Annotated in this window: 15 protein-coding genes; 2 read left to right on the forward strand and 13 right to left on the reverse strand. The window is 60.8% G+C overall.

The window, feature by feature from the left end:
* Nucleotides 1-103: 103 nt before the first annotated feature.
* Complete coding sequence (treS, locus tag ACA059_RS15035) at nt 104-3445, forward strand: maltose alpha-D-glucosyltransferase (protein WP_497634538.1); 3342 nt, start codon at nt 104-106, stop codon at nt 3443-3445.
* Between the two features lie 2 nt (nt 3446-3447).
* Nucleotides 3448-5679, forward strand: coding sequence for a 1,4-alpha-glucan branching protein GlgB (gene glgB, locus ACA059_RS15040; RefSeq protein WP_497634539.1), 2232 nt, complete (start codon nt 3448-3450; stop codon nt 5677-5679).
* 89 nt (nt 5680-5768) lie between these two features.
* Here the strand turns inward: glgB and ACA059_RS15045 are convergent, their stop codons facing one another.
* From ACA059_RS15045 to treZ, 13 genes are all read right to left on the reverse strand, one after another.
* A complete protein-coding gene (locus ACA059_RS15045; RefSeq protein WP_497634540.1) occupies nt 5769-6842 on the reverse strand; it encodes an autotransporter domain-containing protein in 1074 nt (357 codons plus the stop codon).
* A 326-nt stretch (nt 6843-7168) separates the two neighbouring features.
* Nucleotides 7169-9736, reverse strand: coding sequence for an autotransporter family protein (locus ACA059_RS15050; protein ID WP_497634541.1), 2568 nt, complete (start codon nt 9734-9736; stop codon nt 7169-7171).
* A 284-nt stretch (nt 9737-10020) separates the two neighbouring features.
* Nucleotides 10021-10821, reverse strand: coding sequence for an endonuclease/exonuclease/phosphatase family protein (locus ACA059_RS15055; protein WP_497634542.1), 801 nt, complete (start codon nt 10819-10821; stop codon nt 10021-10023).
* 170 nt (nt 10822-10991) lie between these two features.
* Nucleotides 10992-11750: a PIG-L deacetylase family protein gene (locus ACA059_RS15060; protein WP_497634543.1), complete on the reverse strand. Its 759-nt coding sequence runs from the start codon at nt 11748-11750 to the stop codon at nt 10992-10994.
* Between the two features lie 120 nt (nt 11751-11870).
* The gene (locus ACA059_RS15065; protein WP_497634544.1) at nt 11871-12530 is read right to left on the reverse strand and encodes a glycosyltransferase family 2 protein; all 660 of its coding nucleotides are present in this window, start codon (nt 12528-12530) and stop codon (nt 11871-11873) included.
* Nucleotides 12527-13126, reverse strand: a complete 600-nt coding sequence (locus ACA059_RS15070; protein ID WP_497634545.1) for an SAM-dependent methyltransferase — start codon at nt 13124-13126, stop codon at nt 12527-12529. The genes ACA059_RS15065 and ACA059_RS15070 overlap by 4 nt, the downstream gene beginning before the upstream one ends.
* Nucleotides 13123-13881: a PIG-L deacetylase family protein gene (locus tag ACA059_RS15075; RefSeq protein WP_497634546.1), complete on the reverse strand. Its 759-nt coding sequence runs from the start codon at nt 13879-13881 to the stop codon at nt 13123-13125. The genes ACA059_RS15070 and ACA059_RS15075 overlap by 4 nt, the downstream gene beginning before the upstream one ends.
* The gene (locus tag ACA059_RS15080; RefSeq protein ID WP_497634547.1) at nt 13878-14867 is read right to left on the reverse strand and encodes an acyl-CoA dehydrogenase family protein; all 990 of its coding nucleotides are present in this window, start codon (nt 14865-14867) and stop codon (nt 13878-13880) included. The genes ACA059_RS15075 and ACA059_RS15080 overlap by 4 nt, the downstream gene beginning before the upstream one ends.
* Nucleotide 14868: 1 nt before the next feature.
* Nucleotides 14869-17028 carry a glycogen debranching protein GlgX gene (gene glgX / locus ACA059_RS15085; protein ID WP_497634548.1) on the reverse strand — a complete coding sequence of 720 codons (2160 nt, stop codon included), beginning with the start codon at nt 17026-17028 and terminating at the stop codon, nt 14869-14871.
* Between the two features lie 114 nt (nt 17029-17142).
* Nucleotides 17143-17460, reverse strand: a complete 318-nt coding sequence (locus tag ACA059_RS15090; protein WP_497634549.1) for a DUF2934 domain-containing protein — start codon at nt 17458-17460, stop codon at nt 17143-17145.
* Nucleotides 17461-17481: 21 nt separating this feature from the next.
* Nucleotides 17482-20265, reverse strand: coding sequence for a malto-oligosyltrehalose synthase (locus ACA059_RS15095; protein ID WP_497634550.1), 2784 nt, complete (start codon nt 20263-20265; stop codon nt 17482-17484).
* Nucleotides 20262-22340 (reverse strand): 4-alpha-glucanotransferase, encoded by a 2079-nt coding sequence (gene malQ / locus ACA059_RS15100; RefSeq protein ID WP_497634551.1) that lies wholly within the window; start codon nt 22338-22340, stop codon nt 20262-20264. Before malQ ends, ACA059_RS15095 begins: the two co-directional genes overlap by 4 nt.
* Nucleotides 22337-24133, reverse strand: coding sequence for a malto-oligosyltrehalose trehalohydrolase (gene treZ / locus ACA059_RS15105; RefSeq protein WP_497634552.1), 1797 nt, complete (start codon nt 24131-24133; stop codon nt 22337-22339). Before treZ ends, malQ begins: the two co-directional genes overlap by 4 nt.
* Between the last annotated feature and the right edge of the window lies 1 nt (nt 24134).

A 24134-nucleotide genomic window follows, 5' to 3' on the forward strand; every position in this document is an offset into this window, starting at 1 on the left:
GACTGCTTCGCAGCCGCACGGGGATAAATCCCCTCGCCACAAAAGCCCAATTCCAAAGCTACTGGCTCTGCGGTGGTTATTTCGAATTCAACAGGAGTTTCAAATGGCGAAGAAACCCAAGGCTGCCACCTTTATCAAGGACCCGCTCTGGTACAAGGATGCGGTCATCTACCAAGTTCACGTTAAGTCTTTTTTCGACTCCAACAATGACGGGATCGGCGACTTTCCCGGTCTTATCGCCAAACTCGATTACATTGCCGATCTGGGCGTCAACACCATTTGGCTGTTGCCGTTCTATCCCTCGCCACGGCGCGATGACGGCTACGACATTGCCGAATACCGTGGCGTGCATTCCGACTACGGCACCATGGCCGATGCCAAGCGGTTCATCTCGGAAGCCCACAAACGTGGCCTGCGGGTGATTACCGAGCTCGTCATCAACCACACCTCGGACCAGCACGCCTGGTTCCAGCGTGCGCGCAAAGCCAAGAAAGGTTCGGCAGCGCGGGACTTCTACGTCTGGTCCGATGACGATCAAAAATACGATGGCACTCGTATCATCTTTCTCGACACCGAAAAATCCAACTGGACCTGGGACCCGGTAGCCGGCCAGTACTTCTGGCATCGCTTCTATTCCCACCAGCCAGACCTGAATTTCGATAACCCGCAAGTCATGAAAGCCGTGCTGTCGGTGATGCGCTACTGGCTGGACATGGGCATCGACGGTCTGCGTCTGGACGCGATTCCGTACCTGATCGAACGCGATGGCACCAACAACGAAAACCTGCCCGAGACCCACGACGTCCTCAAGCAGATCCGTGCCGAAATCGACGCCAACTATCCGGACCGCATGCTGCTGGCCGAGGCCAACCAATGGCCGGAAGACACGCAGCTGTACTTCGGTGACACCGATAAAAAAGGCCTGAACGGCGACGAATGCCACATGGCGTTCCACTTCCCGCTGATGCCGCGCATGTACATGGCGCTGGCCCAGGAGGACCGTTTCCCGATCACCGACATTCTGCGTCAGACCCCGGAGATCCCGGCTAACTGTCAGTGGGCGATTTTCCTGCGCAACCACGATGAGCTGACCCTGGAAATGGTCACCGACAAGGAGCGCGACTATCTATGGAATTATTACGCGGCCGACCGTCGGGCGCGGATCAACCTTGGCATTCGCCGCCGCTTGGCGCCGTTGATGGAGCGCGACCGTCGTCGTGTGGAGTTGCTGAACAGTTTGCTGCTGTCGATGCCCGGCACGCCGACCCTGTATTACGGCGATGAAATCGGCATGGGTGACAACATCTACCTCGGCGATCGTGACGGCGTGCGCACGCCAATGCAGTGGTCGATTGACCGTAACGGCGGTTTCTCCCGCGCCGACCCGGCGAGCCTGGTGCTGCCACCGATCATGGACCCGCAATACGGTTACCTGTCGGTCAACGTTGAAACCCAGGCCGGCGACCCGCATTCGCTACTGAACTGGACCCGGCGCATGCTCGCCGTGCGCAAGCAGTCCAAGGCCTTCGGTCGCGGCACACTGAAAATGCTCTCGCCGAGCAACCGACGGATCCTGGCCTACACCCGGGAATTCACCGGACCGGACGGCAAGCACGAAATCATCTTGTGTGTGGCCAACGTGTCCCGCAGCGCGCAAGCGGCGGAACTGGACCTGTCAGCCTACGTCGGCATGGTGCCGGTGGAGATGCTCGGCGGTAACGCCTTCCCGCCTATTGGTCAGTTGAATTTCCTGCTGACCCTGGCGCCTTACGGCTTCTATTGGTTCGTATTGGCGGCGGAAAACCAGATGCCGAGCTGGCACGTGGAACCGGCGCAGAGCCTGCCGGACTTCACCACGCTGGTGCTGAAGAAACGCATGGAGGAACTGCTCGAAGCGCCGTCCCGCGGCACGCTGGAGCAGGGCATTTTGCCGAGCTGGCTACAGAATCGCCGCTGGTTTGCCGGCAAAGACGCAGCCATCGAACAGGTCAACATCGCTTACGGTGTACGCTTCGGCGATCCGCTGCACCCCGTGTTGTTGAGTGAAATCGACGTCACCAGTGGCGGCCAGACCAGCCGCTATCAGTTGCCGTTCGGTTTTATCTCCGAAGATCAGGTGGGTGCCGCGTTGCCTCAGCAACTGGCCTTGTCTCGGGTTCGGCGCGTGCGTCAGGTCGGTTTGATCACCGACGCTTTTAGCCTCGAAACCTTTGTGCATGCGGTTTTGCAGGGCATACAAAGCAATATCGTATTGCCATCCAGCGCGGGCGAGATCCATTTCGAGCCGACGGCGGAACTGGCGAATCTCGGCCTGAGCGGGGAATCGGAAGTGCGTTACCTGTCCGCCGAACAGTCCAACAGTTCGGTGGTGATCGGCAACAGCCTGGTGCTCAAACTGATCCGCAAGGTCGCGTCTGGCGTGCACCCGGAACTGGAAATGAGCGCGTTCCTGACTCACGCCGGTTTCCGCAATATTTCGCCGCTGCTGGGTTCAGTGGTTCGCCGTGATCCGGCGGGCGAGGACAACCTGCTGATGATTGCCCAAGGCTATTTGAGCAATCAGGGCGACGCCTGGGAATGGACCCAGAACAACCTCGAACGGGCGCTGCGCGACGAGCTGGCCGACGCCATGTCCGAGCAGGAGCAACACTACAACGCCTTGGGCGAACTGAGAGACTTCGCCGGCATGCTCGGTCAGCGTCTCGGTGAAATGCATCAGCTGCTGGCGGCGCCCAGCGTCAACTCTGACTTCGCTCCGCAGGTCACCACCCAGAAAGATGCCCTGGCCTCGGCCAAGGACGTGGCGGCGCAACTGGAGCACGCGCTGAAGTTACTCAAACAGCATCAAAGCGAATTGAACCCGGCAGACAAAGCTTTGGTCACTCGTTTACTGGACAACAAAAAAGCCATTCTCAGCCATGTTCAGGAGCTGGGCAAAAAAGCCGTTGGTGGTCTACGCATTCGCGTCCACGGCGACTTGCACCTGGGCCAGGTGCTGGTGATCAAGGGCGACGCCTACCTGATCGACTTCGAAGGCGAGCCGGCGCGACCGCTGCATGAGCGACGGGGCAAACACAGCCCGTACAAAGATGTCAGTGGCGTATTGCGCTCCTTTGACTACGCTGCGGCGATGGCGATTAATGTGCACAACGTCGACAACACGGCCGATGCCCAAGCCGCTCGTCAACGTGTCGCTGATCGCTATTTAAATGAAGCAAGACAAGCATTTGTCGACGCTTATCGGCTGGCGGCAGCTAGTCTTGCTCATGCATGGCAAGATCCGGAAGGCGAGGACGCCGCATTGGCGTTGTTCGGCCTGGAGAAGGCAGCGTATGAAGTGGCCTATGAGGCAGAGAATCGCCCCACATGGTTGCCCGTGCCGTTGCACGGTTTATATGGACTATTGAGTGGGCTTAAACCCTTTTCCGATCTTGGTGGAGAGTAGTCATGAGTTTCTCGAACAAGGAACAGGGTCACGCTAAAGAAGCGTTGTTGCCCAGATCGCGGGACATCGACGCGCTGGTACGCGCCGAACATCACGACCCCTTTGCAATTCTCGGCCCCCACGGCGATGGTGCCGGCGGGCAATTCATTCGGGCCTATTTGCCGGACGCCTTGAGCGTGCAGGTACTGGCCAAGGACTCCGGGGAGGAACTCGGCAACCTTGAGGCCACCCAGACGCCGGGCCTGTACGTCGGGCATTTCGATCGGGCGCAGCCGTATCTGCTGCGAACCCGGTGGGCCGGCGGCGAACAGGTTTCAGAAGACCCTTACAGCTTTGGCCCGTTACTCGGCGAGATGGACTTGTACCTGTTCGCCGAAGGCAATCACCGCGATCTCAGCGCTTGCCTGGGCGCGCAGCTGAAAACGGTCGACGGTGTCGATGGCGTGCGTTTCGCCGTGTGGGCACCGAACGCCAAAAGGGTGTCGGTGGTGGGTGACTTCAACAACTGGGACGGTCGTCGGCACCCGATGCGCCTGCGTCATCCTACCGGCGTATGGGAAATTTTCGTCCCGCGCATGCAAGCGGGGGAAACGTACAAATACGAAATCCTCGGCACCCACGGCATTCTGCCGCTCAAGGCCGACCCGATGGCGCTGGCCACCTCGCTGCCACCGGACACCGCGTCAAAAGTCGCTTCGCCGCTGAACATCGATTGGCAGGATCAGGAGTGGATGCAATCCCGGGGCGACCGTCATCGGGTGAGTGCGCCGCTGTCGATCTACGAATTGCATGCCGGGTCCTGGCAATGTGAGTTGGACGATTTGGGCGAAGTTGCGCGCCTGTACACCTGGCATGAGTTGGCCGAGCGGCTGATTCCTTACGTGAAGGATCTGGGTTTTACCCACATCGAGCTGATGCCGATCATGGAACACCCGTTCGGTGGCTCATGGGGCTATCAGTTGCTGTCGCAATTCGCCCCGAGCGCCCGCTACGGTACGCCGGATGACTTCGCCGCGTTCATCAATGCCTGCCACCAGGCTGACATCGGCGTGATCCTCGACTGGGTGCCAGCGCATTTTCCGACCGATACCCACGGTCTGGCGCAGTTCGACGGCACCGCACTGTACGAATACGGCAACCCGCAGGAAGGCTTCCATCAGGACTGGGACACGCTGATCTACAACCTGGGTCGCACCGAAGTACACGGCTACATGCTGGCCTCGGCGTTGCACTGGCTCAAACATTTCCACGTCGACGGCCTGCGGGTCGATGCCGTGGCTTCGATGCTGTATCGCGATTACTCGCGCAAGGCCGGCGAATGGGTGCCAAATCGTCACGGCGGTCGGGAGAACCTCGAAGCCATCGACTTCCTGCGCCATCTCAATGACGTGGTCGACCTCGAAGCCCCTGGCGCGTTGGTGATCGCCGAAGAATCCACCGCGTGGCCGGGTGTCAGCCAGGGCACGCAACAGGGCGGACTGGGCTTCGACTACAAGTGGAACATGGGCTGGATGCACGATTCGCTGCACTACATCCAGCAGGACCCGGTGTACCGCGCTCATCATCACAACGAACTGAGTTTCGGTCTGGTGTATGCCTGGTCCGAGCGATTTATCCTGCCGATCTCCCACGACGAGGTGGTACACGGCAAGCACTCGCTGATCGACAAGATGCCCGGCGACCGCTGGCAGAAATTCGCCAACCTGCGCGCCTACCTCAGTTTCATGTGGGCGCATCCGGGCAAGAAGCTGTTGTTCATGGGCTGCGAGTTTGGTCAGTGGCGTGAGTGGAACCATGATCAGCAACTCGACTGGTATTTGCTGCAGTACTCGGAACACAAAGGTGTGCAGAAACTCGTCGGCGATCTTAATCGGCTGTATCGCGAAGAACCGGCACTGCATGATCAGGACGACGCGCCGCAAGGCTTCCAGTGGTTGATCGGTGATGATGCAATCAACAGCGTTTACGCCTTCATGCGCTGGAGCAGGGATGGGCGGCCGGTGTTGGTGGTGGCTAACTTCACGCCGGTGCCGCGTGAGGGTTATCGCGTCGGCGTACCGTTTGCCGGTCGTTGGACCGAGGTGATCAACAGCGATGCGGCCACTTACGCCGGTTCGAACTATGGCAACAGCGGCGGGGCGTTTACCGAGGATGAGCCGAGCCATGGCCAGGCACTCTCGTTGGTATTGAACCTGCCGCCGCTGGCGGTGTTGATGCTGCGTCCGGAGGGTTGATCCGAAAAGATCGCAGCCTGCGGCAGCTCCTACGTTGGGTCGGTGTACCTCCTGTAGGAGCTGGCGAAGCCTGCGATCTTTTGATCTTTCTACCAACGCATCCGCACACCCAAACTCCCAATCAACCCGTTCAAATCATTGTCATCCACATCACTGCTGTAGTCGGCGCTGACGTAAAAACTCACGGCAGGCGTCACTCTGGCCACCAACCCCAAACCCACTTCGACGGTCGATGAATAGCGGCTGCTGCTGATTTTCTCGACCTGATCGAGGTTCACCGTATTGCCGGTGTACACCGTGTGCCACACGTTGGTTCGCACATAGGGTTCGACCCCCAGCCCGTTGATGTCGTAACTACCTTTCAACCGCGCACCGACCCGGCCGCTCCAGGACGTCAGGTCGCTGGACGAGGCATTGCCGGAGCCGGCATACGGGGTGTCCAGGGTAATGCGTTGATTGATCAACTGCGCCTGGGGTTCGACTACCCAGTTATCGCTCAGACCAATGGGGAAACCACCTTCCACCGACAGCGTCACCGCGCTGCCCTCGGTCGCCAGTCGGGCGCCCTGGTCATTGCGGGTATAACCGTTGACCCGGCCGCCGCTGGCCGTCAAATCCACGTGCCAGCCTTGGGGCCCGGTCAGGCTCCAGTAGGCGCCGAGGCTCTGGCCTTCGAGGTTGAGGGTGTCGTGGCTGGGGTCAGCAAGGGCGGGACCGGTCAGCAGCCCGCTGCTGTTACCTTGCAACTGAGTGATGCCGCCAACCAGTCCGACCCGCTGGGTATGACCGCTACCGCTTTGCAGAGTCAGGATCGCCGGACCTTTGAATTCGCTACTGCCAGGGATAGCAAATCCCTGAGCCAGAACATCGGTTTGCGCCTGCCGCGAGGCCTGTCCATACACCTGATCCCAGGCCGAAGGCGCAGCGTCCTCGATGGTCAGGCGCGAACTTCGTGTATCGGAGGCGGCGCTGAAGCGGCCGGGGTAGGGGGCGGTGATCGTGACGGCGGGTAAGGTCATGACGGGAACATCCTGACGGTACCAAGGCGTGGTTTCATCCTCTGCCGGCCCTGCCTGTACTTCCATGGACGAGCACAGAAGGAGTGAACTCGAGACAGTGCAAAAAGTAACTTTGATCTCATGTTGGGTGAATGAAGTTTTCATGGAGGTCTACCTTGCTATCGCATGCGGTATCTCGCTCTGGCGTCTCTCTCCTACCCGAATGAGGGGCGACCGAATGTAGTGGGGCAAGCCTCTGGCCGCCCGATTTTGCGGGAGTCTGGGGGGGTTGCCCCGGGTGATATTTCCGGGGGTAGTAACGTGTAGCTAAGAAGACCCTTGATATCGCGTCAAGAAAATGGCCGATAAATGGTATGTGTATTTTAGGACTCGCAAGTGACTGATTTTCGCAGCACATCTAAGTTCTTGTTTGTTCGAAAAATCGTCAAAAAATCCGCGTGCCAGAGCGTTTTTGATAGTGGGCTACCGGTCTACCAACTCACCCTGACACCGACATTTGCGGCCGTTCCGCGCAGCTGATTGCTGTCGATATTGCTGGTGTAGTCGACTCCGCCATACACGCTCACGGTTTTCGCGAGGCTAAGCACAACGCCGACACCGAGATCGGCCGATGACGATTTTTGCTCGGTATCGATCCGGTCCGCGCCGTCGAAGGTTACCGAGTCGGTACCGGAAAGGGTGTGCCACAGATTGGCTCGTATATAAGGTTCCAGTGGTCGTCCACTGACTTGGTAGCGGCCTTTGAGTCGAGCGCCGAGGCGACCGGTCCAGGCACCGTCGGAGTCGAATGAGACGTGGGAAATACCGTCGTCCTGGCTGTCCAGCGAGACTTTTTGATGGATGACCTGCGCCTGGGGTTCAACCACCCAGTTACCCGTCACTTGAATCGGATAGCCGGCTTCCGCCGAAACAGTCAAGGCGTGGCCTCGGTTATCCAGTTTGAGGCCGCGTTCGGAGTGGCTGTCACCGTCGAGCCGGGTGCCCATGATGACGGTGTCGACGTACCAGCCCTTGGGATCGGTCAACGTCCAGTACACGCCATAACTGTCGCCTTCAAGTTTCACTTTGCCAGCGCGCTTGCCTTCAAATCCTTGATTGAAACCGTCGACATCACCCTGCAAACGCGTATGCCCGACAAAAAAACCAGTGCGCTGGGTCTGTCCATTGGAAGTCTGTGAGCTGTACACATCGTTACCCACCTGGAAACCGCTGAGCGAACCGTCGAGCCTTGGCGTTACGGTGCCGGCCCAGGTCTGATCGACGTTCCTGCCGTAGACCCGGCCCCAGCCAGCGCCAAAGGCCCCGGTTTCGTTGAGCAGGCGCTGATCGCCTTGGCGATCATGGAAAGTGCCGAGTGCATTCAGGGTCAGTTGCGCGGCAGCGGGTGGCAGTACCGACCAGGTCGGAACCTCGGGGCGGTACAGCGGAATCGGTGACGCGCCCGGTACGGCTGCCGGTAAAACCGGTAGCGGTGGACTGCCGGCGGGAGCGAGTGCGGCCACCGGCGTTGCGACGACCGGGACGACAATCGGTGGCAGGGCTGGATCCGGGTTTGGGAGGGTGACGGTCGCGGGGGCCACAACGGCAGAGCGCAAATACCAACTGTTTTCGCTGCCTGCGTTAACGCCACCCTTGAACAGGTAGTAATCGAAGGCACCCGCAGATACCGGACCTTTGAGCGCAAACGCATCGGGGGTGCTGACAGCAGTGCCTTGAGCCTGCACCAACTCAATACCGTTCTGCTGCGTCAACCCGCCGGTTCCGCCCAGATTGGTGACCGTGATCAATGTGCTGCCGGTCAATGTCCCATCGTTCACCACCAGTTTGTCGCTGGGGGAGTTGTCGTGTCCCACCACGCTTTGCAACAGCAACTGGCCGCCGTTGCCCGCGTAATTGCCTTGCACGGTCAGGGTGTCATTGGTGCGGGTATTACCGCTGCTGAGGTCGATCCGCCCGGCGTTGTTCAAGGTTGCATGCTGGCCGGCGGTGAATGGCGTGATGCTGCCCTGGGTTGACGTCAGCGTGCTGCTGCCATCGATATTGAATACGCCGGTGCCGCTGGCACTGTCGCCCACTACAAAATTGCCGGCCAGATCGAACTGCGAACCGTTGTTCAGGTTGACCGTTTCCCAGTTGATGTACCGGGCAGCGCCCTCTGAGGTGGTGTGGTCGAAGGTCAGCAGGTCTGTGCCGTTTCCACCGTCGATGCTCGGGGTGAGGGCGAGGGTGCTTTCGCCGAGATTTCCCAAGGTAGCACTGTCGTTGCCGGCGCCCATGAGGATGGCCGAGCGGATGATACCGCCACCGTTCCACACCAACGTGTCGTTGCCGGCGCTGGCGCGGACCTCGCCGACGATCTCGCCACCCGTCACCGTGATGCTGTCGTTGCCGCCGCTGACACTGACGTTGCCGCCAATTCGCCCGGCGGACACGATGATGGTATCGGTGCCGAAACCGGTCACCAGGTTGCCGAGGATCTGCCCGCCGGACATGTCGAAAGTATTGTCGTCGAGTTTCATGTCGACGCGACCGATCGTGCCACCCGTCATCTGCGCAAAGTCGCCATCTTCAAAGCCACCGACAATCGTGCCGCCGGTCATCAGGAATTGGTCGAAACCATCGCCCTGCGCCAGGGACTGAATACGCCCGCCATTCATGATGAAGGTGTCGATACCGCTGTGCTGGTGGACTTCGCCGGTAATCTGCCCGTTGTCGATTTGCAGAATATTGGCGCCGTCGCCCTGATCGAGTACGCCTGCGATGGTGCCCGAATCCATGAGCACCCGGTCGACACCCGCGCCGAAGATTACGTCGCCATTGATGGTGCCGGTGCCATTGACGGGAAAGGTCAGGGTGTTGTTGCCCGACAAGTCGGTCAGCGGACCACTGCTGGCGCTGTCGCACACGTAGTTGTCGTTGCCGGTAGTAGGTGTGAGCGTACAGGCCGCCTGGGCGGTCTGGGACCAGCCTATCCATAGCCAGAGAGAAACGGCGCAGGCTGAGTAACGGTACTTGGGCAGTTCTGTCGAAAATATCATGCTCGTCTCCACGCATCGATTGGCGCCCGATCCCTTCACTCGTCATGAGTGAAAAAGTTTCAGACGTCCTTGGCAGCGCGAATTGCGAGACGACATCGGTAATACCGGTACCCGAATTGGAAAACCTTCGGCAACGTTGGCTGCTACGGTTGTATGTCCGTACATGCAACAGGTACGAACACGCGCACCGTAACAACAGATTTTGAAGGCGGCTACTGTCACAAATAACAGGTAGGGCAACTAATTTCCTTTCCGGGCATGGCATTTACAGAGATTTGGCTATTTCAAAGATGCACCTCCACCGCCAACGGCAAGTGATCCGACAAATGCGTCCAGGGCTTGTGCCCCAGTATTTGCGGCTCATGACTGCTGGCATTGCGCAGGTAGATCCGGTCCAGGCGTAGCAGCGGAAAGCGTGCCGGATAGGTTTTCGCCGGGCGACCGTGGTGGCGCTCGAAGGCTTCATGCAAGTAGTCGCGTCGGGCGAGGGCGGTGTTGCCTTGCAGCTGCCAGTCATTGAAGTCGCCAGCGATAATCACCGGCGCATCGACGGGTAACGATTCGAGCAGTAGGCAGAGAAGCTGGAGCTGCAGTTGGCGATGGCTTTCCAACAGACTCAAGTGAACGCAGATCGCATGGACTTCGGCGTGGCCCGGGACGTCCAGTACGCAATGCAGCAAGCCACGACGTTCGGGGCCGGTGATCGATACGTCGAGGTTGCGGTGTTCGCGGATCGGGTATTTCGATAACAGGGCATTGCCGTGGTGACCGTTGGGGTAGACCGCGTTACGACCGTAGGCGAAGTCGCTCCACATGCTGTCGGCCAGGAACTCGTATTGTGAGGTCTGCGGCCAATCGTTGTAGCGAGTGGAATGGCGGTCGTGTTCACCGACGACTTCCTGCAGGAACACCAGGTCCGCCGATGTACTGCGTACCGCTTCACGCAGTTCCGGGAGAATGAAACGTCGGTTGAATGCGGTAAAGCCCTTGTGGGTGTTGACCGTCAATACTCTCAGTCGATGAATCGCCGGGGGCGTGTTCAATGGAGATGATTCGACGGGCTGCCACTTGGAATCACTGGTCACGTTCACTCCTCTGAATCAGGACTGGTTATGTATGCGACTGATGCAGCGGCGGGCAGTTCAGTGGGATTTGCGCTAGGTCTATGTGAAGCAAAAAGATCGCAGCCTCCGGCAGCTCCTACATGTCGCGCGCACACCTGTAGGAGCTGCCGGAGGCTGCGATCTTTTGATCTTCAGACGAAGACAATTTCGTAGGGCAACCGTATCCGCTCCAGAAGCACCGGCGGCAGCAGCGGGGCGAGGCCGATGGCCGGCTCGCCGTCGAGCTGGCTGGCATAGGCGTGGGTGGCGTGGCTTTTGCGCGCGACGGTCCAGGTGTCCAGACGAACCTTGCGCGCGCGATGCCACGGGATGAGTCCTCGATCACGCGTTGGCCGGTGCCAGGCCCAGACCGGTACTTCGTTGAACGCCGCCCCGACCATGGTCGCGGCCTTGACGCTAGCCCGGCCGACGGCGTCATGGTCGACAATGCCATCCTCGCGCCAGGTGCTGAACACCACATCCCCGGGGCGTAAATAACGGGCAATGAATTGAGTCATCTGAAATTCCCGTTCGGCCAGGGCGTTGTCGGTGAAGCCGCCACGAATCCATTTGAGGCTGTGCATCGGCAGCCCGAGCCGGCGCAAGGCTTCGAGGCTTTCCTGGGGGCGGAACACGCTCAAGCGTTTCTCCGACCACTGTTGCGAGCCCGGATGGCTGGCGCTGCCGTCGGTAATCGAGATCAATTGCAGGGGATGACCCAAGGCGCTGAGCAACTGCAACAGGCCGCCGCAGGTCACGACTTCATCGCCAGGGTGTGGGGCAATCACTACAGCGCGTGCGCCGGCGGGGACCAGGGTCTGAGTGCTGATGACAGGAATGTTGTCCAGTTGCGGGGCGCTGTTCCAGATTTGTACTGGCGGGATGCTTTCACTGATGGAGACCGATTTCATGGCTACGTCCTTGTTCTCGTTGATAGCAATGTGCAGCGCTCCAAACCCTGGATTGCCGCGAGCAGAGTATTGCTCATGTCACGCTATTCGTCGCCTCGATGTTCAATCCGGTACGTTTTTTTATCCGACCTGCACCATGTCCCGCAAAAAATCACCAAATCCCCCCCGTGCGCGGCTGTCCAGTCGAGCACTGGTGAGCACCTGCGGACGTTGGCTCCAGGCAATATTCGCCCCGCAGCGTTCCAGTTGCCGCACCAGTTGTACATCTTCGTCGCAGGCCAGCGGCTCGAAACCACCGGCACGCCGGTAAGCTTCAGCGCTGATTCCCAGATTGGCACCGTGGATATGCCGATGACCTTCACGGGCCTGGTAATGCTGGTGATAGCGAATTTGCGCCGACTCATCAAATGACGCGTGCCACGCATCCACCGTGACCGTGCCGCAGACCGCGTCGGCACCGAGGTCCAGTTGCGCCACCAGCCAGTCCTTGGCGACCCGGCTGTCGGCGTCGGAGCAGGAAATCCAGCGCACCCCCCGATCCAGTAGAAACCGTGCACCCGCGGCGCGCGCCTGGCCGACGTTACGCGCCTCGATCGCCAGGCTGTGCACTGGGTAACTGTCAACAATCTCTGAGGATCGGTCAGTGCAACTGTCGAGCACCACCAGCACCAGGACCGTTTCACCCTCCAGCCGTTCATGGCACGCGGCGCGCAGGGCGGCCCGTATGCACTGCTCGATCAACTCTTCTTCGTTATGCGCCGGGATCAAAATGCCAATCATCGCAAGCCCTCCAGCGCGGCCACGGAGCGCGGTTCACGGCTCCAGAGTTCCAACAGGAAATCGGCCTCCTGATGGAGGACCAGGCGCGGCAAGTGCAACTGTTCGTGAAGCAGGTCATGCACCTGTCGGGCGTTCAGCGGGCAGCCATCGATCGGTGGGCGCCAGTGGCAGGCCAGGAGCTGGCCGTCGGCAGTCAGTGACCGGGCGGCGTGTCCGATCAGGTGCTTGAGGTCTTCGGCATCCAGGTAATAGCCGACTTCGCTGAGCACGATCAGGTCAAACTGCTCGTTCGGCCAATCCTTCGGCAGGCGGCTTTGGCGGACTTCGGCATGGTCGAACAGACTCAGGCGAGTACGCGCCAGTGCCACGGCGGTGGCAGCCGTATCGCAACACAACAGGCGATCGCAGCGAGTGGCCAGATCAGCGCTCAGTTCCCCGTTGGCGCAACCGGGTTCGAAGATCGCGCGGTAGTGCGGTCGGGGCAGCGCGGCCAGCGTTATGGCGCGTTTGCGCTGTTCGTACCAGCGCTGACGGAACGCCCAGGGATCATCGTTGCCGGCGAACAAACCGTCGAAATAGCGATCCTCGATGCTCATACAAACACCACTTCAAACGGTTGCAGTAACCGGTCCAGCACATACGGTGCCAGCACCGGTGGCAAGCCGATTTTCGGGTCGCCCTCCAGTTGGCTAGCGAAGGCATGAATGGCGTGACGTTTGCGCGCCACCAGCGCCGGGGCCAACATAATCTTTCGTGCCCGGTGCCAAGGCACAAAACTGTCTTCAGGGGTTGCCCAGTGCCAGGTCCAGACGGGCAGCTCATGCAGCGCAGCACCCACCCGTTTTGCCGCTTCGGCACTGGCACGCCCCACGGCCTCGTGATCGCAATGGCCGTCTTCACGCCACGTGGTAAAGACCACGTCGTTGGGCCGCAGATGACGTTCGATGAACTCGCACAACTCGCCTTCCCGTGCCGCCACCTGACTGTCGGCGAAACCACCGCGCAGCCATTTCAGGCTGTGCAATGGCAGGCCGAGACGGCGCAAGGCCTGGGCCGATTCCTGCGGGCGGACTGCGCTCAGGCGTTCCACCGGCCAGCGCTTGGAGCCGGGATGGCTGGCACTGCCATCAGTGACTGAGATCAGTTGCAGCGGCCGGCCGGCCGCAGCGAGCAATTGCAGGAAGCCACCGCAACCCAGCACTTCGTCATCCGGATGGGGGGCGATGATCACGGCGCGCGAGCCTTCCGGCACCAGCGTCAGGATGTCGGTCACTGGCAACTGCGCCAGATGGCTTGAGGTTTGCCATAAATGCAGAGGCGTTCCCTGGCCGACTATTGGATTGGTTTTCATAACGCCCATGTCCCCGAAAGTGCTTTCTGCCCAAGCACTGCAAGATCCCGTTCGGCGTGGCTTTGACGCAGGAATACCGGCAGGTCGGCGATCAGTCGGGCGAACTGTCGATCCTTGCAATAGGGGCCGGCACCGAGTGCGTGGCCGACATGCCGGATAACCTGTTCGGCGGCGTGTTCAACCACCGCGCGGGCGCGCCGGGCCAGCAGTTCGGTGTCGTCCAGCGGAGCGGCGTCGATCATCAATGCGCTGACGCGCAATACTTCGGCGGCAGCATGCAGCGCACTGTCGACCGCGCCCAGGTGGGCGAGGGCGTGGGGTTCTTCACGTTGAGCGCAATGGCTGCGCAGGCGTTCGGCGATGCTCTGTGCCGCGCCGTACCAGCAAGCGGCAATGCCGATTCCGCCTTGCCAGAAGCCGGGACGTTGCAGGTAATCGCCGGGGTTGCCAATGGCTTGTGCTTCGGCGCCTTCGAACAGCACCTCGACGCTGCCGGTGGTACCCATTCCGACGGCTTGCCAGCCCTGATCCGTAACGGTCACGCCGGGTTGATCCAGCGCCACCGCAACCAATTGCTGCCGGTCGTGATGATCCCATGCCGTGAGCAACGCGTGACTCAACACCGAAGCACCTGAACACCAGGCCTTGCGCCCATTCAACACAACCATCTGACCTTGTGGCCTGACTTGCACGCGCGCTTGCGGTGGTTCTGCGGCCCACATGCCCCACGTGCTGGAAGGCGTCGGTGAACCACCGAGTTGCTGGATGATCGCCAAGGCATCGGTATGGCCCTCGTACAACTTGCACAACCCCAGATCATGCCCGCCGACCTCGGCCAGACGCTGAAACCGCTCCAGTGTCTGGCCACCGCCAGGCAGTGGAAGCTGGTCCAGACCCGCCTCAACCAGCGCCCGCAGGCACCGGCCTAACGCCTGAGTGCCGGCGTAATCCGCGGGCTGACGCTGGAGAAATCCCTGAAGGTCCATTTCACTCTTCTTCCTCACGCTGCAATTCGAACAGCAGCAGCGAACGGCCCGTGACCGAATATTCGTGATCGAACTCGAAGCGTTCCTGACCCCGAATCGACGGTTGATTGGTGTCGATCATGCAGGTCCAGAAACCGCCGTCGGGCACTTCCGGAAGCAGGAAATTGACGATGTCGTGATGCGCGTTGACCACCAACAGCAGGGTGGCGTCAGCACCTTTGCGACGAATACCGGTTTCCTGGGCGCGGCCATCCATCAGCATGCCGAGGCAGCGACCATGGCCTTCCTCCCATTGTTCGGTGGACATTTCGCTGCCATCCGGTGCGAGCCAGGTGACGTCCTTGACGCCGATGTCCTCGTTGTAATTGCCCACCAGGAAGCGGCCACGACGCAGGATCGGGTAGGTCAGGCGCAACTTGATCAGGCGTTTAACGAACTTGAGCAGGGCCTTGCCGTCTTCGCTCAGGTCCCAATTGACCCAACCGATCTCGCTGTCCTGGCAATAGGCGTTGTTGTTGCCTTCCTGGGTGCGGGCGAATTCGTCGCCGGCCACCAGCATCGGCGTGCCTTGGGACAGCAGCAGCGTGGCAAAGAAATTGCGCATCTGCCGCTGACGCAGCTCATTGATCTCGGGATCGTCGGTCGGGCCTTCGACGCCGTGGTTCCAGGACAGGTTGTTGTTGCTGCCGTCCTGATTGTTCTCGTCGTTGGCTTCGTTGTGTTTGTCGTTGTACGACACCAGGTCGTTCAGGGTGAAACCGTCGTGGGCGGTGACGAAGTTCACCGAGGCATACGGCCGCCGGCCACGCTGATTGAACATCTCGCCGGAAGCGGTCATGCGACTGGCGAAGTCCGCCAGTTGGCCATCGTCACCTTTCCAGAACGCACGCACGGTGTCGCGGAACTTGTCATTCCACTCGACCCAGCCGGGCGGAAAGTTACCGACTTGATAGCCACCGGGGCCGCAATCCCAGGCTTCAGCAATCATCTTCACCTGGCGCAGCACCGGGTCCTGACGGCAGGCCACAAGGAAGCTGTGACGTTCGTCGAAGCCATCGTGGTAGCGCCCGAGAATGGTTGCCAGGTCGAAGCGAAAACCGTCGACGTGCATTTCCGAAGCCCAATAGCGCAAGGAGTCGGTGACCATTTGCAGCACGCACGGGTGACTCAGGTCCAGCGTGTTGCCGGTGCCGGAATCGTTGATGTAGAAGCGCTTGTCTTCGGGCATCAAGCGGTAGTAGGAGGCGTTGTCGATGCCGCGCATGGACAGGGTCGGGCCTTGTTCATTGCCCTCGGCGGTGTGGTTGTAGACCACGTCGAGGATCACTTCAAGATTGGCTTCGTGCAGGTGCGCGACCATCTCCTTGAACTCGTCGATCTTGCCGCTGGCCAGGTAGCGCGGGTCGGGGGCGAAGAACGCGATGCTGTTGTAGCCCCAGTAATTGGTCATGCCTTTGTGCAACAGATGCTGGTCGTTGACGAAGGCATGGATCGGCAGCAATTCCACCGTCGACACGCCGAGCTTGCGGATGTGTTCCAGCACGTCATCGACCATCAACCCGGCGAAGGTGCCACGCAGGTTCTCGGAGACGGAAGGGTGGCGCATGCTGATGCCGCGCACGTGAGTTTCATAAATGATCGTCTTGTCCCACGGCACGCTGACCCGATGGTCGCGGCCCCAGGTGTGAGCCGGGTCGATCACCTTGCACTTGGGTACAAACGGGGCGCTGTCGCGCTCATCGAAACTGAGGTCGGCGTCGGGGTGGCCGATGGTGTAGCCGAACAGGGCTTCGGACCATTTCAACTGGCCGACCAATTGCTTGGCGTAGGGGTCGATCAGCAGTTTGTTGGGGTTGAAGCGATGACCGTTCGCCGGGTCGTACGGGCCGTAGACACGGTAGCCGTAGATCATCCCCGGATGCGCGTCGGGCAGGTAGCCGTGGTAGATCTCGTCGGTGTATTCCGGCAGTTCGATGCGTTCCAGTTCGACCTCGCCGGCATCATCGAAGATGCACAGCTCGACCTTGGTGGCATTGGCGGAAAACAAGGCGAAGTTGACCCCCAGGCCATCCCAGGTCGCGCCCAGCGGGAAGGGCAAGCCTTCACGGATTCGCGAGGCCTCGACCTGAGGTTCTGGCGCGGCTTTCTTCGGACTGGTCATAGGTGCTCCTGCAAAGGGGGGACAGTTCTTGGCTCTGGTTTTTTTTGAGGGCGAGCGAGCCCTCGGTGGCGAGAAGGCTCGCCACGAGGTCAATCAGGACACAGGTGAGAGGCGTCAGACAGCGGGCGGTTTACGCGCTGCTCGGGGCTTCTTCTCGTTGGTTTTTTCGCCCGGCGGGATGACCTTGGAGGCAGCGGCGGGCTTGGCTTTGGTTTTTGGCTCCGCTGCCTTGCCATTGGGTTTGCTGGCAGGGGCCTTGGTGCCGGTGGTTTTGCTGCCAGCGGCTTTTGGCGATTTGCTCGGTGCCAGGGCTTCGGCTTCAGCCAGTTTGCGAGCCATCTCCCAGTGGCGGGCTTCCTGACCCTCGGGTTTTCCTTCCGATTCCCAGATCTGATAAGCGAATTCGCGGATGCGTTTATCGTTAGTGCTCATCGCAATGCTCCTGAACTGAACTCAAGGGGTAGTTTGGATAAAAACATTGATTGGGAAATCCCCTAGCGCGGCGCTGATGTTCAGCTCCCTTTGGGGTGTGACTGCTGTGCGTGAAAAAAGTCCCTTCAAATGTGCATCAGGGTGGGTGAACGGTAATTTGACCCGTGTATCGCCCCACAGCGGCGCTTCAATCCGTGGCTCGGCACTGTTTTTCAGCAATTCGGCGCAGCGTATCGGCACGATCACGATGGCGCGTTTTCCTTCCAGCGCGCGAGCAAATGCGAGCACCCGGTGAGCCTGGCTGCCGACGACTTCAAGGGCTTGATACGTCCCTCGCCGAAACAGCTCGGTGTGCTCGAGCCGCAGGTTCAACACATGAGCGATCAGCGCTTGTTTAATGCGCCCGTCACGCCAGTTAGCCAACAATTCGGGCAGTTCCAATGGCGTCTGCATCGAATGCTGACGGCTGGCGTAATCCACCGGCCGGCGGTTGTCTGGATCGACCAGCGAGAAGTCCCAGTACTCGTTGCCCTGATAGAGGTCCGGTACCCCCGGCACGGTCATGCGCAGCAAGGTTTGCGCCAATCCATTGAGTGCGCCGGGGACGGCGATGCTCTTGGCTGCTTTGCCGAGGGCCGCACGTAACAGCTCACCTTCGGGGCTCAGAAGCAGACGTTGCAGGAATTGCTGAACCGCTTGTTCGTAAGCCTCGTTCGGCGCGCTCCAGCTGCTTTGCAACTTGGCTTCGCGCAAGGCTTTCTGTTGCCACTGCCACACCCGTTGAGTGTAGTTCTCCAGCGCTGCTTGATCGTCACTGCGCAAATCGAGCGGCCAGCTGCCCAGGATCGCTTGATAGAGGATCAACTCATCGCCCGTCGTCGGCATCAGGTCATCGTTGCGCAAGGGCCGGGCGAGGGCTTGCCAGAGCGGTACTTGCTCGGCGTACCAGGCACTGCGCTCGCTCAACACCGCCAAGCGCGCGCGGGTGTCTTCGCCGCGCTTATGGTCGTGGGTCGCGGTGGCCAGCAAATTATCGGGGAATGCTTCGAGGCGATGGGTGCAAGCTGCATGGAAATCGGCCACCGGCGCGCTGAACTGCTCGGTACTGAAGCCCACGTCATTGCGCGACAGCAACGTCGCTGAACGATAGAACGCGGTGTCTTCCACCGCCTTCGCAGCCGCCGGCGACGTCAGTTGCTGAAAACGCACACAGGCATGCTTGAGCATCTTGCGCGGCCGGCCCAACGGGCGTTTGCGCCACGGCTCCCCCCCCAGCCAACTGGCCAGGCAATCGAGCACCGGCCAGTCGGCCTCGCCGAGGGTTTGCCTGGCACCATCCATGGCTTGCTGGAAAAACACATCGTCTTCAGCCGACCGCCCACGGGGACTGATGTAGGTGCGGTACACCGGGAAATGCACGATCAGTTCCTGCAACGCCCGACGAATCGCGCCCAGGGTCAGGTCGCGGGTCATCAGGTCATCCCGGGCCACTTGCAACAGGGCCTGGGCGACGCTTTCGAAGTCTCCGGCGAGGGAACCGTTGAGGATCTGCTGACGGGCCAGTTGCGCTTCCTGACGGAAATCGGCGGGCCGTTCGCTGTAGCGATTCCACAGTTCGCCCAAGGTGTCGGCGCCTTCGGGTGCGTGTTGCAGCAGCGACAACTGATTCATGAACTCGTAACCCGTGGTGCCATCCACCGACCAGTCACGGTGCAGGGTTTCACCTTCGCCGAGGATCTTCTCGACGTAGATCGGCAGGTGCCGATCCGGTGACAGGCTGTCGACCCGCCGCCGCAATTTGCGGCAGTAACCCCGAGGGTCGGCGAGGCCGTCGATGTGGTCGATGCGCAGACCGTCAACCAGGCCTTCGGCAACCAGCTCGAAGATTTTCGCGTGGGTGGCTTCGAACACGGCGGGGCGTTCAACCCGCAAGCCACCCAGTTCGTTGATATCGAAAAAACGCCGCCAGTTGATGTCATCTGCCGCCGTGCGCCAACTGGCCAGGCGATAGCTTTGGTGTTCAAGCAACTGGTGCAGGCGCTGGAAACCTTCGGCGGTGAGCGAGTCGTAAGCGCTGAGGTTTTGCTGGATGGCCTGCAGAATCGCCGGGTCGCTTGCCAGTTCACGCAACTCTCTTTTCAGCGGCATCGCCAGACTATGGGCGTCGGTCTGGTAGCTCAAGGTGCTGAAGCGGTCTGCCAGCGACTTGAGCGATTCGGCGCTCAGTGGGTCATCGGTTCTGAGCAGTTCGCCGTAATTCGTCGGGCAGATCGGGAAGTGATGCTCATAGTGCTCGACATAAAACGAGCCCTTCTGCGCATCGAAGCGCAAGGGCAGGGTGCCATCCTGCAAAGCGATGCCGTAGTCGCTGCCGAGGAAGGGCAGCAGTAACTGGCCTTCCATCAACGGGTCGGGCGAATGCCACTGAATATCGAAGAACTCGCCGTAAGGGCTCAGGCGTCCCCATTCCAGCAAATCCTGCCACCAGGGATTATCGCCACCGCCGACGGCCATGTGGTTGGAGACGATGTCGAGGATCAGCCCCATGTGCTGCTCGCGCAATGCGCTGACCAAACGCCGCAGTGCCGCTTCGCCGCCCAGTTCCGGGTTGACCGTGGTCGGGTCCACGACGTCGTAGCCATGCATGGAACCGGCGCGGGCGCTCAGCAGGGGTGACGCATAGACATGGCTGATGCCGAGGCTGGCGAAGTACGGCACCAGGGGCACCGCATCGTCCAGCGTGAAGTCTTTATGGAACTGCAGCCGCAGGGTTGCCCGCAGCGGTTGGATAAGCGTTTGCTTCATTGGTCACGCTCGGCCGCCTGAAGCCGCGCACAGGCGAGCAGTTCCAGGCGCCGGGCGGCGTCCGGGTCATCGAGCAAGGCTTCACTGTCGCCGGGCAAGCGTCGGGACCAGTTGGGGTGCGTGTCGGTGGTGCCGGGCAAGTTGGCCTGCTGTTCAATGCCCAAGGCATCTTCCAGCGGCAGTAACACCAGCGGCGCACGGGTATGACCGAGGAAACGTATCGCGGCGTCGAGCACCTGATCGGTTTCATGGGACTCTTCGCGAAAGTTCTGCGGGTCCTCGCTCAACACCCGACGCAGGCCTTCACGCTCGCGTTCACGGTGGTGGCGCCATTCGATTTCACCGGGGGCATCGACCAGGCCCAGTCGGGCGTTCCAGTCGATGTCGTGGCCATGCCACCAGCCGTTGAGCGTCGGCAGGTCATGGGTGCTGGTGGTGGCGAGGGCGTTGTCCGGCCAGTCGAGAATGGTTTTGAAGTGCGCGTTGTCCTGTTCGAACAGCAGCACGCGCATGCCGAGGATCGAGCGGGCGATAAGCTTTTCTCGCAGACCGTCAGCCACGGTGCCGAGGTCTTCACCGAGGACGATAGCCTGATGCCGATGGGACTCGAGGGTCAATAAACGCAGCAGGTCGTCCACCGGGTAATAGAGGTAGGCGCCGTCAGCGGGTGAGGCGCCATTGGGGATCACCCACAGCCGTTGCAGTCCCATGACGTGATCGATGCGCAGGCCACCGGCGTGAGCAAAATTGGCGCGAAGCATTTCGATGAAGGCACGAAAGCCATTGCGCACCAGACCTTCGGGCGAGAACGCGGAAATCCCCCAGCCCTGACCGGTGCGGTTAAGGATGTCGGGTGGTGCACCCACGGTCAGCGAGGCGAGCAATTCGTCCTGACGACTCCAGGCCTGACTGCCACCGCCATCGGCACCCACCGCCAGATCGGCGATCAGGCCAATGCTCATGCCGGCGCTGCGGGCGGCGGTTTGTGCGCGTTCCAGGCATCGCGTGATCAGCCATTGGCAGAAGGCAAAGAAGCCGATGCGTCCGGCGTTCTCTTCGGCGAATTCGGCCAGGGCCGCGCTACGCGGGTTTTGCCATTGCTCGGGCCAATGCCGCCAGTCGAGACTTTCACCCTTGGCGGCGAGGGCTTCTTGAATGGCTTCAAAGCGGCAGTGGTTTTCCAGGGCTTCACCAGCGGCGTGGCGGAAGCTGCTGAAGTCGGCATGCAACGGGTGTTCGCCCTGCACAAAGCCTTCGTACAACGCCTGCAACAGACGATGTTTGGCTTCGGCCGCCACCGGCCAATCAATCAACGGCAAGGCTTCGAGGTGCTTGAGTTCTGCCGCCAGACCGGTTGCATCAATCGCGGTCCGCAACGCTCGATCACCCAGGATGGCGCCCGGTGCGGCGTACAGGCTGTTGAGAAACAAACGGCTGGACGGCGAATAAGGGCTGTAACGCTGGGTGTCGCTGCCGAACATCGCATGCAGCGGACTGATCGCCAATGCTTCGGCCCCGCGTTCGCCGGCCACCCGAGCCAGGTCTTCCAGCGCCTGGGTATCGCCGAAACCGCCATCGCCTGGACGACGCAGCGAGTACAACTGCACGCTCAGGCCCCAGGCACGGGGGATCGGACTGTCGACGGCATCGCCGACGCTGTAGCAGCGCGTCGGTGCCACGGCCAAGGTAAATTCCTGTCCGTCGATGCTGACGTGCTGATAACCGACCGGGATCAGGCCGGGCAGTATCGCCTCGGCATCCAGTTTCAGGTTGAGTCGCGAGCCATCTTCAAGGTGGATCTCGCACGGTGTTTCGGGCTCAAAGTAATGCGCCAGGCTGAGGCCGACACCGAAGTCTGCGGTCAGCAGCGGCGGCAGGTGTCGGGTCTGCTGCACCTGCTGCAGTTCCAGCAGGCTGGCGTCGATTTCCTGGGCGCTGCCGGCCGGGTGGCCGAGTCCGGTGAGGACGTTGCGTAGCACTGATGGAGCGACTTTCTGTGGGCGGCCGTTGGCGTCGATCCAGTCGACTGCCAGGCCTGCTCGGCTGGCCAGTATTTCCAGTTGCGCATCGCTCATTGGCGCTCTCCATCCGGGGTTAGCAAAGGGGCTGCGGCCGTGAGGCTGACTAGCGCGCAATACGGGGCAAGCGTGCCCTGATCCAACAGACCGGCTGACTGTGGCGGGTATTCGAACAACAACGAAGCGTCGGCCTGTGGGGAGTGGACCACAGGCGTGTCGCTGAGGTTCAGGTCAATGCACAGCTGGCTGCCATCGCCCAGTCGCCAGCGCGCCGTTACTGCGCCTGCTCCCAGCACGTCCGCGCCCAATGCTTGAGCACCGGGCAGGCGGGGAATGATCTGCTGATGGCGGATCTGCAACAGTTGGCGATACAGGTCGTGCATGGCGGATGGTCGGGTTGATGTCAGCTCGGGGCGTGAAGCCTCGAAGGTTTGGCGCGCGTTGGGGTCGGGAATCTGCTCGCGTTTGTGCGGATCAGCAAACGCGCTGAAGGCGGCAAACTCGTTACGTCGTCCCTCGCGGACCAACTCCGCGAGTTCACCGTGATGGCTGGTGAAGAACAGGAACGGTTGCTCGGCGGCGAACTCGTCGCCCATGAACATCAGCGGAATCATCGGTGACAACAGCAGTAATGCGGTGGCTGCCGTGAGCGCATCGGGGTTGGCCAGTTGATGCAGCCGTTCGCCCAAGGCGCGGTTGCCGATCTGGTCGTGGTTTTGCAGAAACAGCACGAAAGCACTGGGCGGCAAATGACCGCTGGGCTCGCCACGGGTTGTACCGTGACGGGTCACGTGGCCTTGAAACACGAAGCCCTGGCTCAGGCAGCGCGCCAGTTGTTCAGTGGGGTTTTGCGCATAGTCGGCGTAATAGGCGTCGGTTTCGCCGGTCAGCAGTACGTGCAAGGCATTGTGGCCGTCGTCGTTCCACTGCGCGTCGTAGCCTTCTTCCAGCAGACTGGCCTGGTTGTGTTCGTTTTCAACGGTCAGCCACACATGCCTGGCTGGATCGGTTTGCTGGCGAACTTTTTGCGCCAGTTCCCGAAGAAAGTCCGGATCTTCGATGGCGTGCACCGCGTCCAGACGCAAACCATCGAAGCGGTACTCCAGCAACCACATCAACGCATTGTCGATGAAGAAGTCCCGCACCTCGCGCCGCCGGAAGTCGATGGCCGCACCCCACGGGGTGTGCTTGTCCTCGCGGAAAAAGCCTTTGGCGTAGCGATGCAGGTAATTGCCGTCCGGGCCGAAGTGGTTGTAGACCACGTCGAGAATCACCGCCAGGCCATGGCCGTGGGCGGTGTCGATCAGGTGTTTGAGTTGTTCGGGAGTGCCATAGGAAGCTTGGGGCGCGTAGGGCAAAACCCCGTCGTAACCCCAATTGCGATCACCGGGGAACTGCGCCAGGGGCATCAGTTCGATCGCGCTGATGCCCAGCTCCACGAGGCGCGCCAGGTGCTGCTCGACTTCGCTGAAGCCGCCGAGCGCACCGACGTGCAATTCGTAGATCACCGCCTCATTCCACCGCCGCCCGCGCCAGGCGCTGTGTTGCCATTGATACGCGAGTGGATCGACCACCACGCTGTGGCGGTCGATATCACCGGCCTGCGCGCGGGAGGCCGGGTCGGGCACCTCCAGCTCACCGTCAATGTTGTAGCGGTAACGCGTGCCGGCGGGGCAGCGGGTGTTGATCACGAACCAGCCATCTGCCTGGGGCAGGAGTGGCAAGGACTGTCCATCTTCCAGTTCGACACTGACGTAAAACGCATCTGGCGCCCACAAGGCAAAACGCGTGTGCTCTGCGTCCAGCATGATTGCGCCGTGGGGCCAGGTCTCAAGGGTCCGTAACGGCATC

The organism is Pseudomonas sp. LBUM1647 (assembly GCF_059716175.1).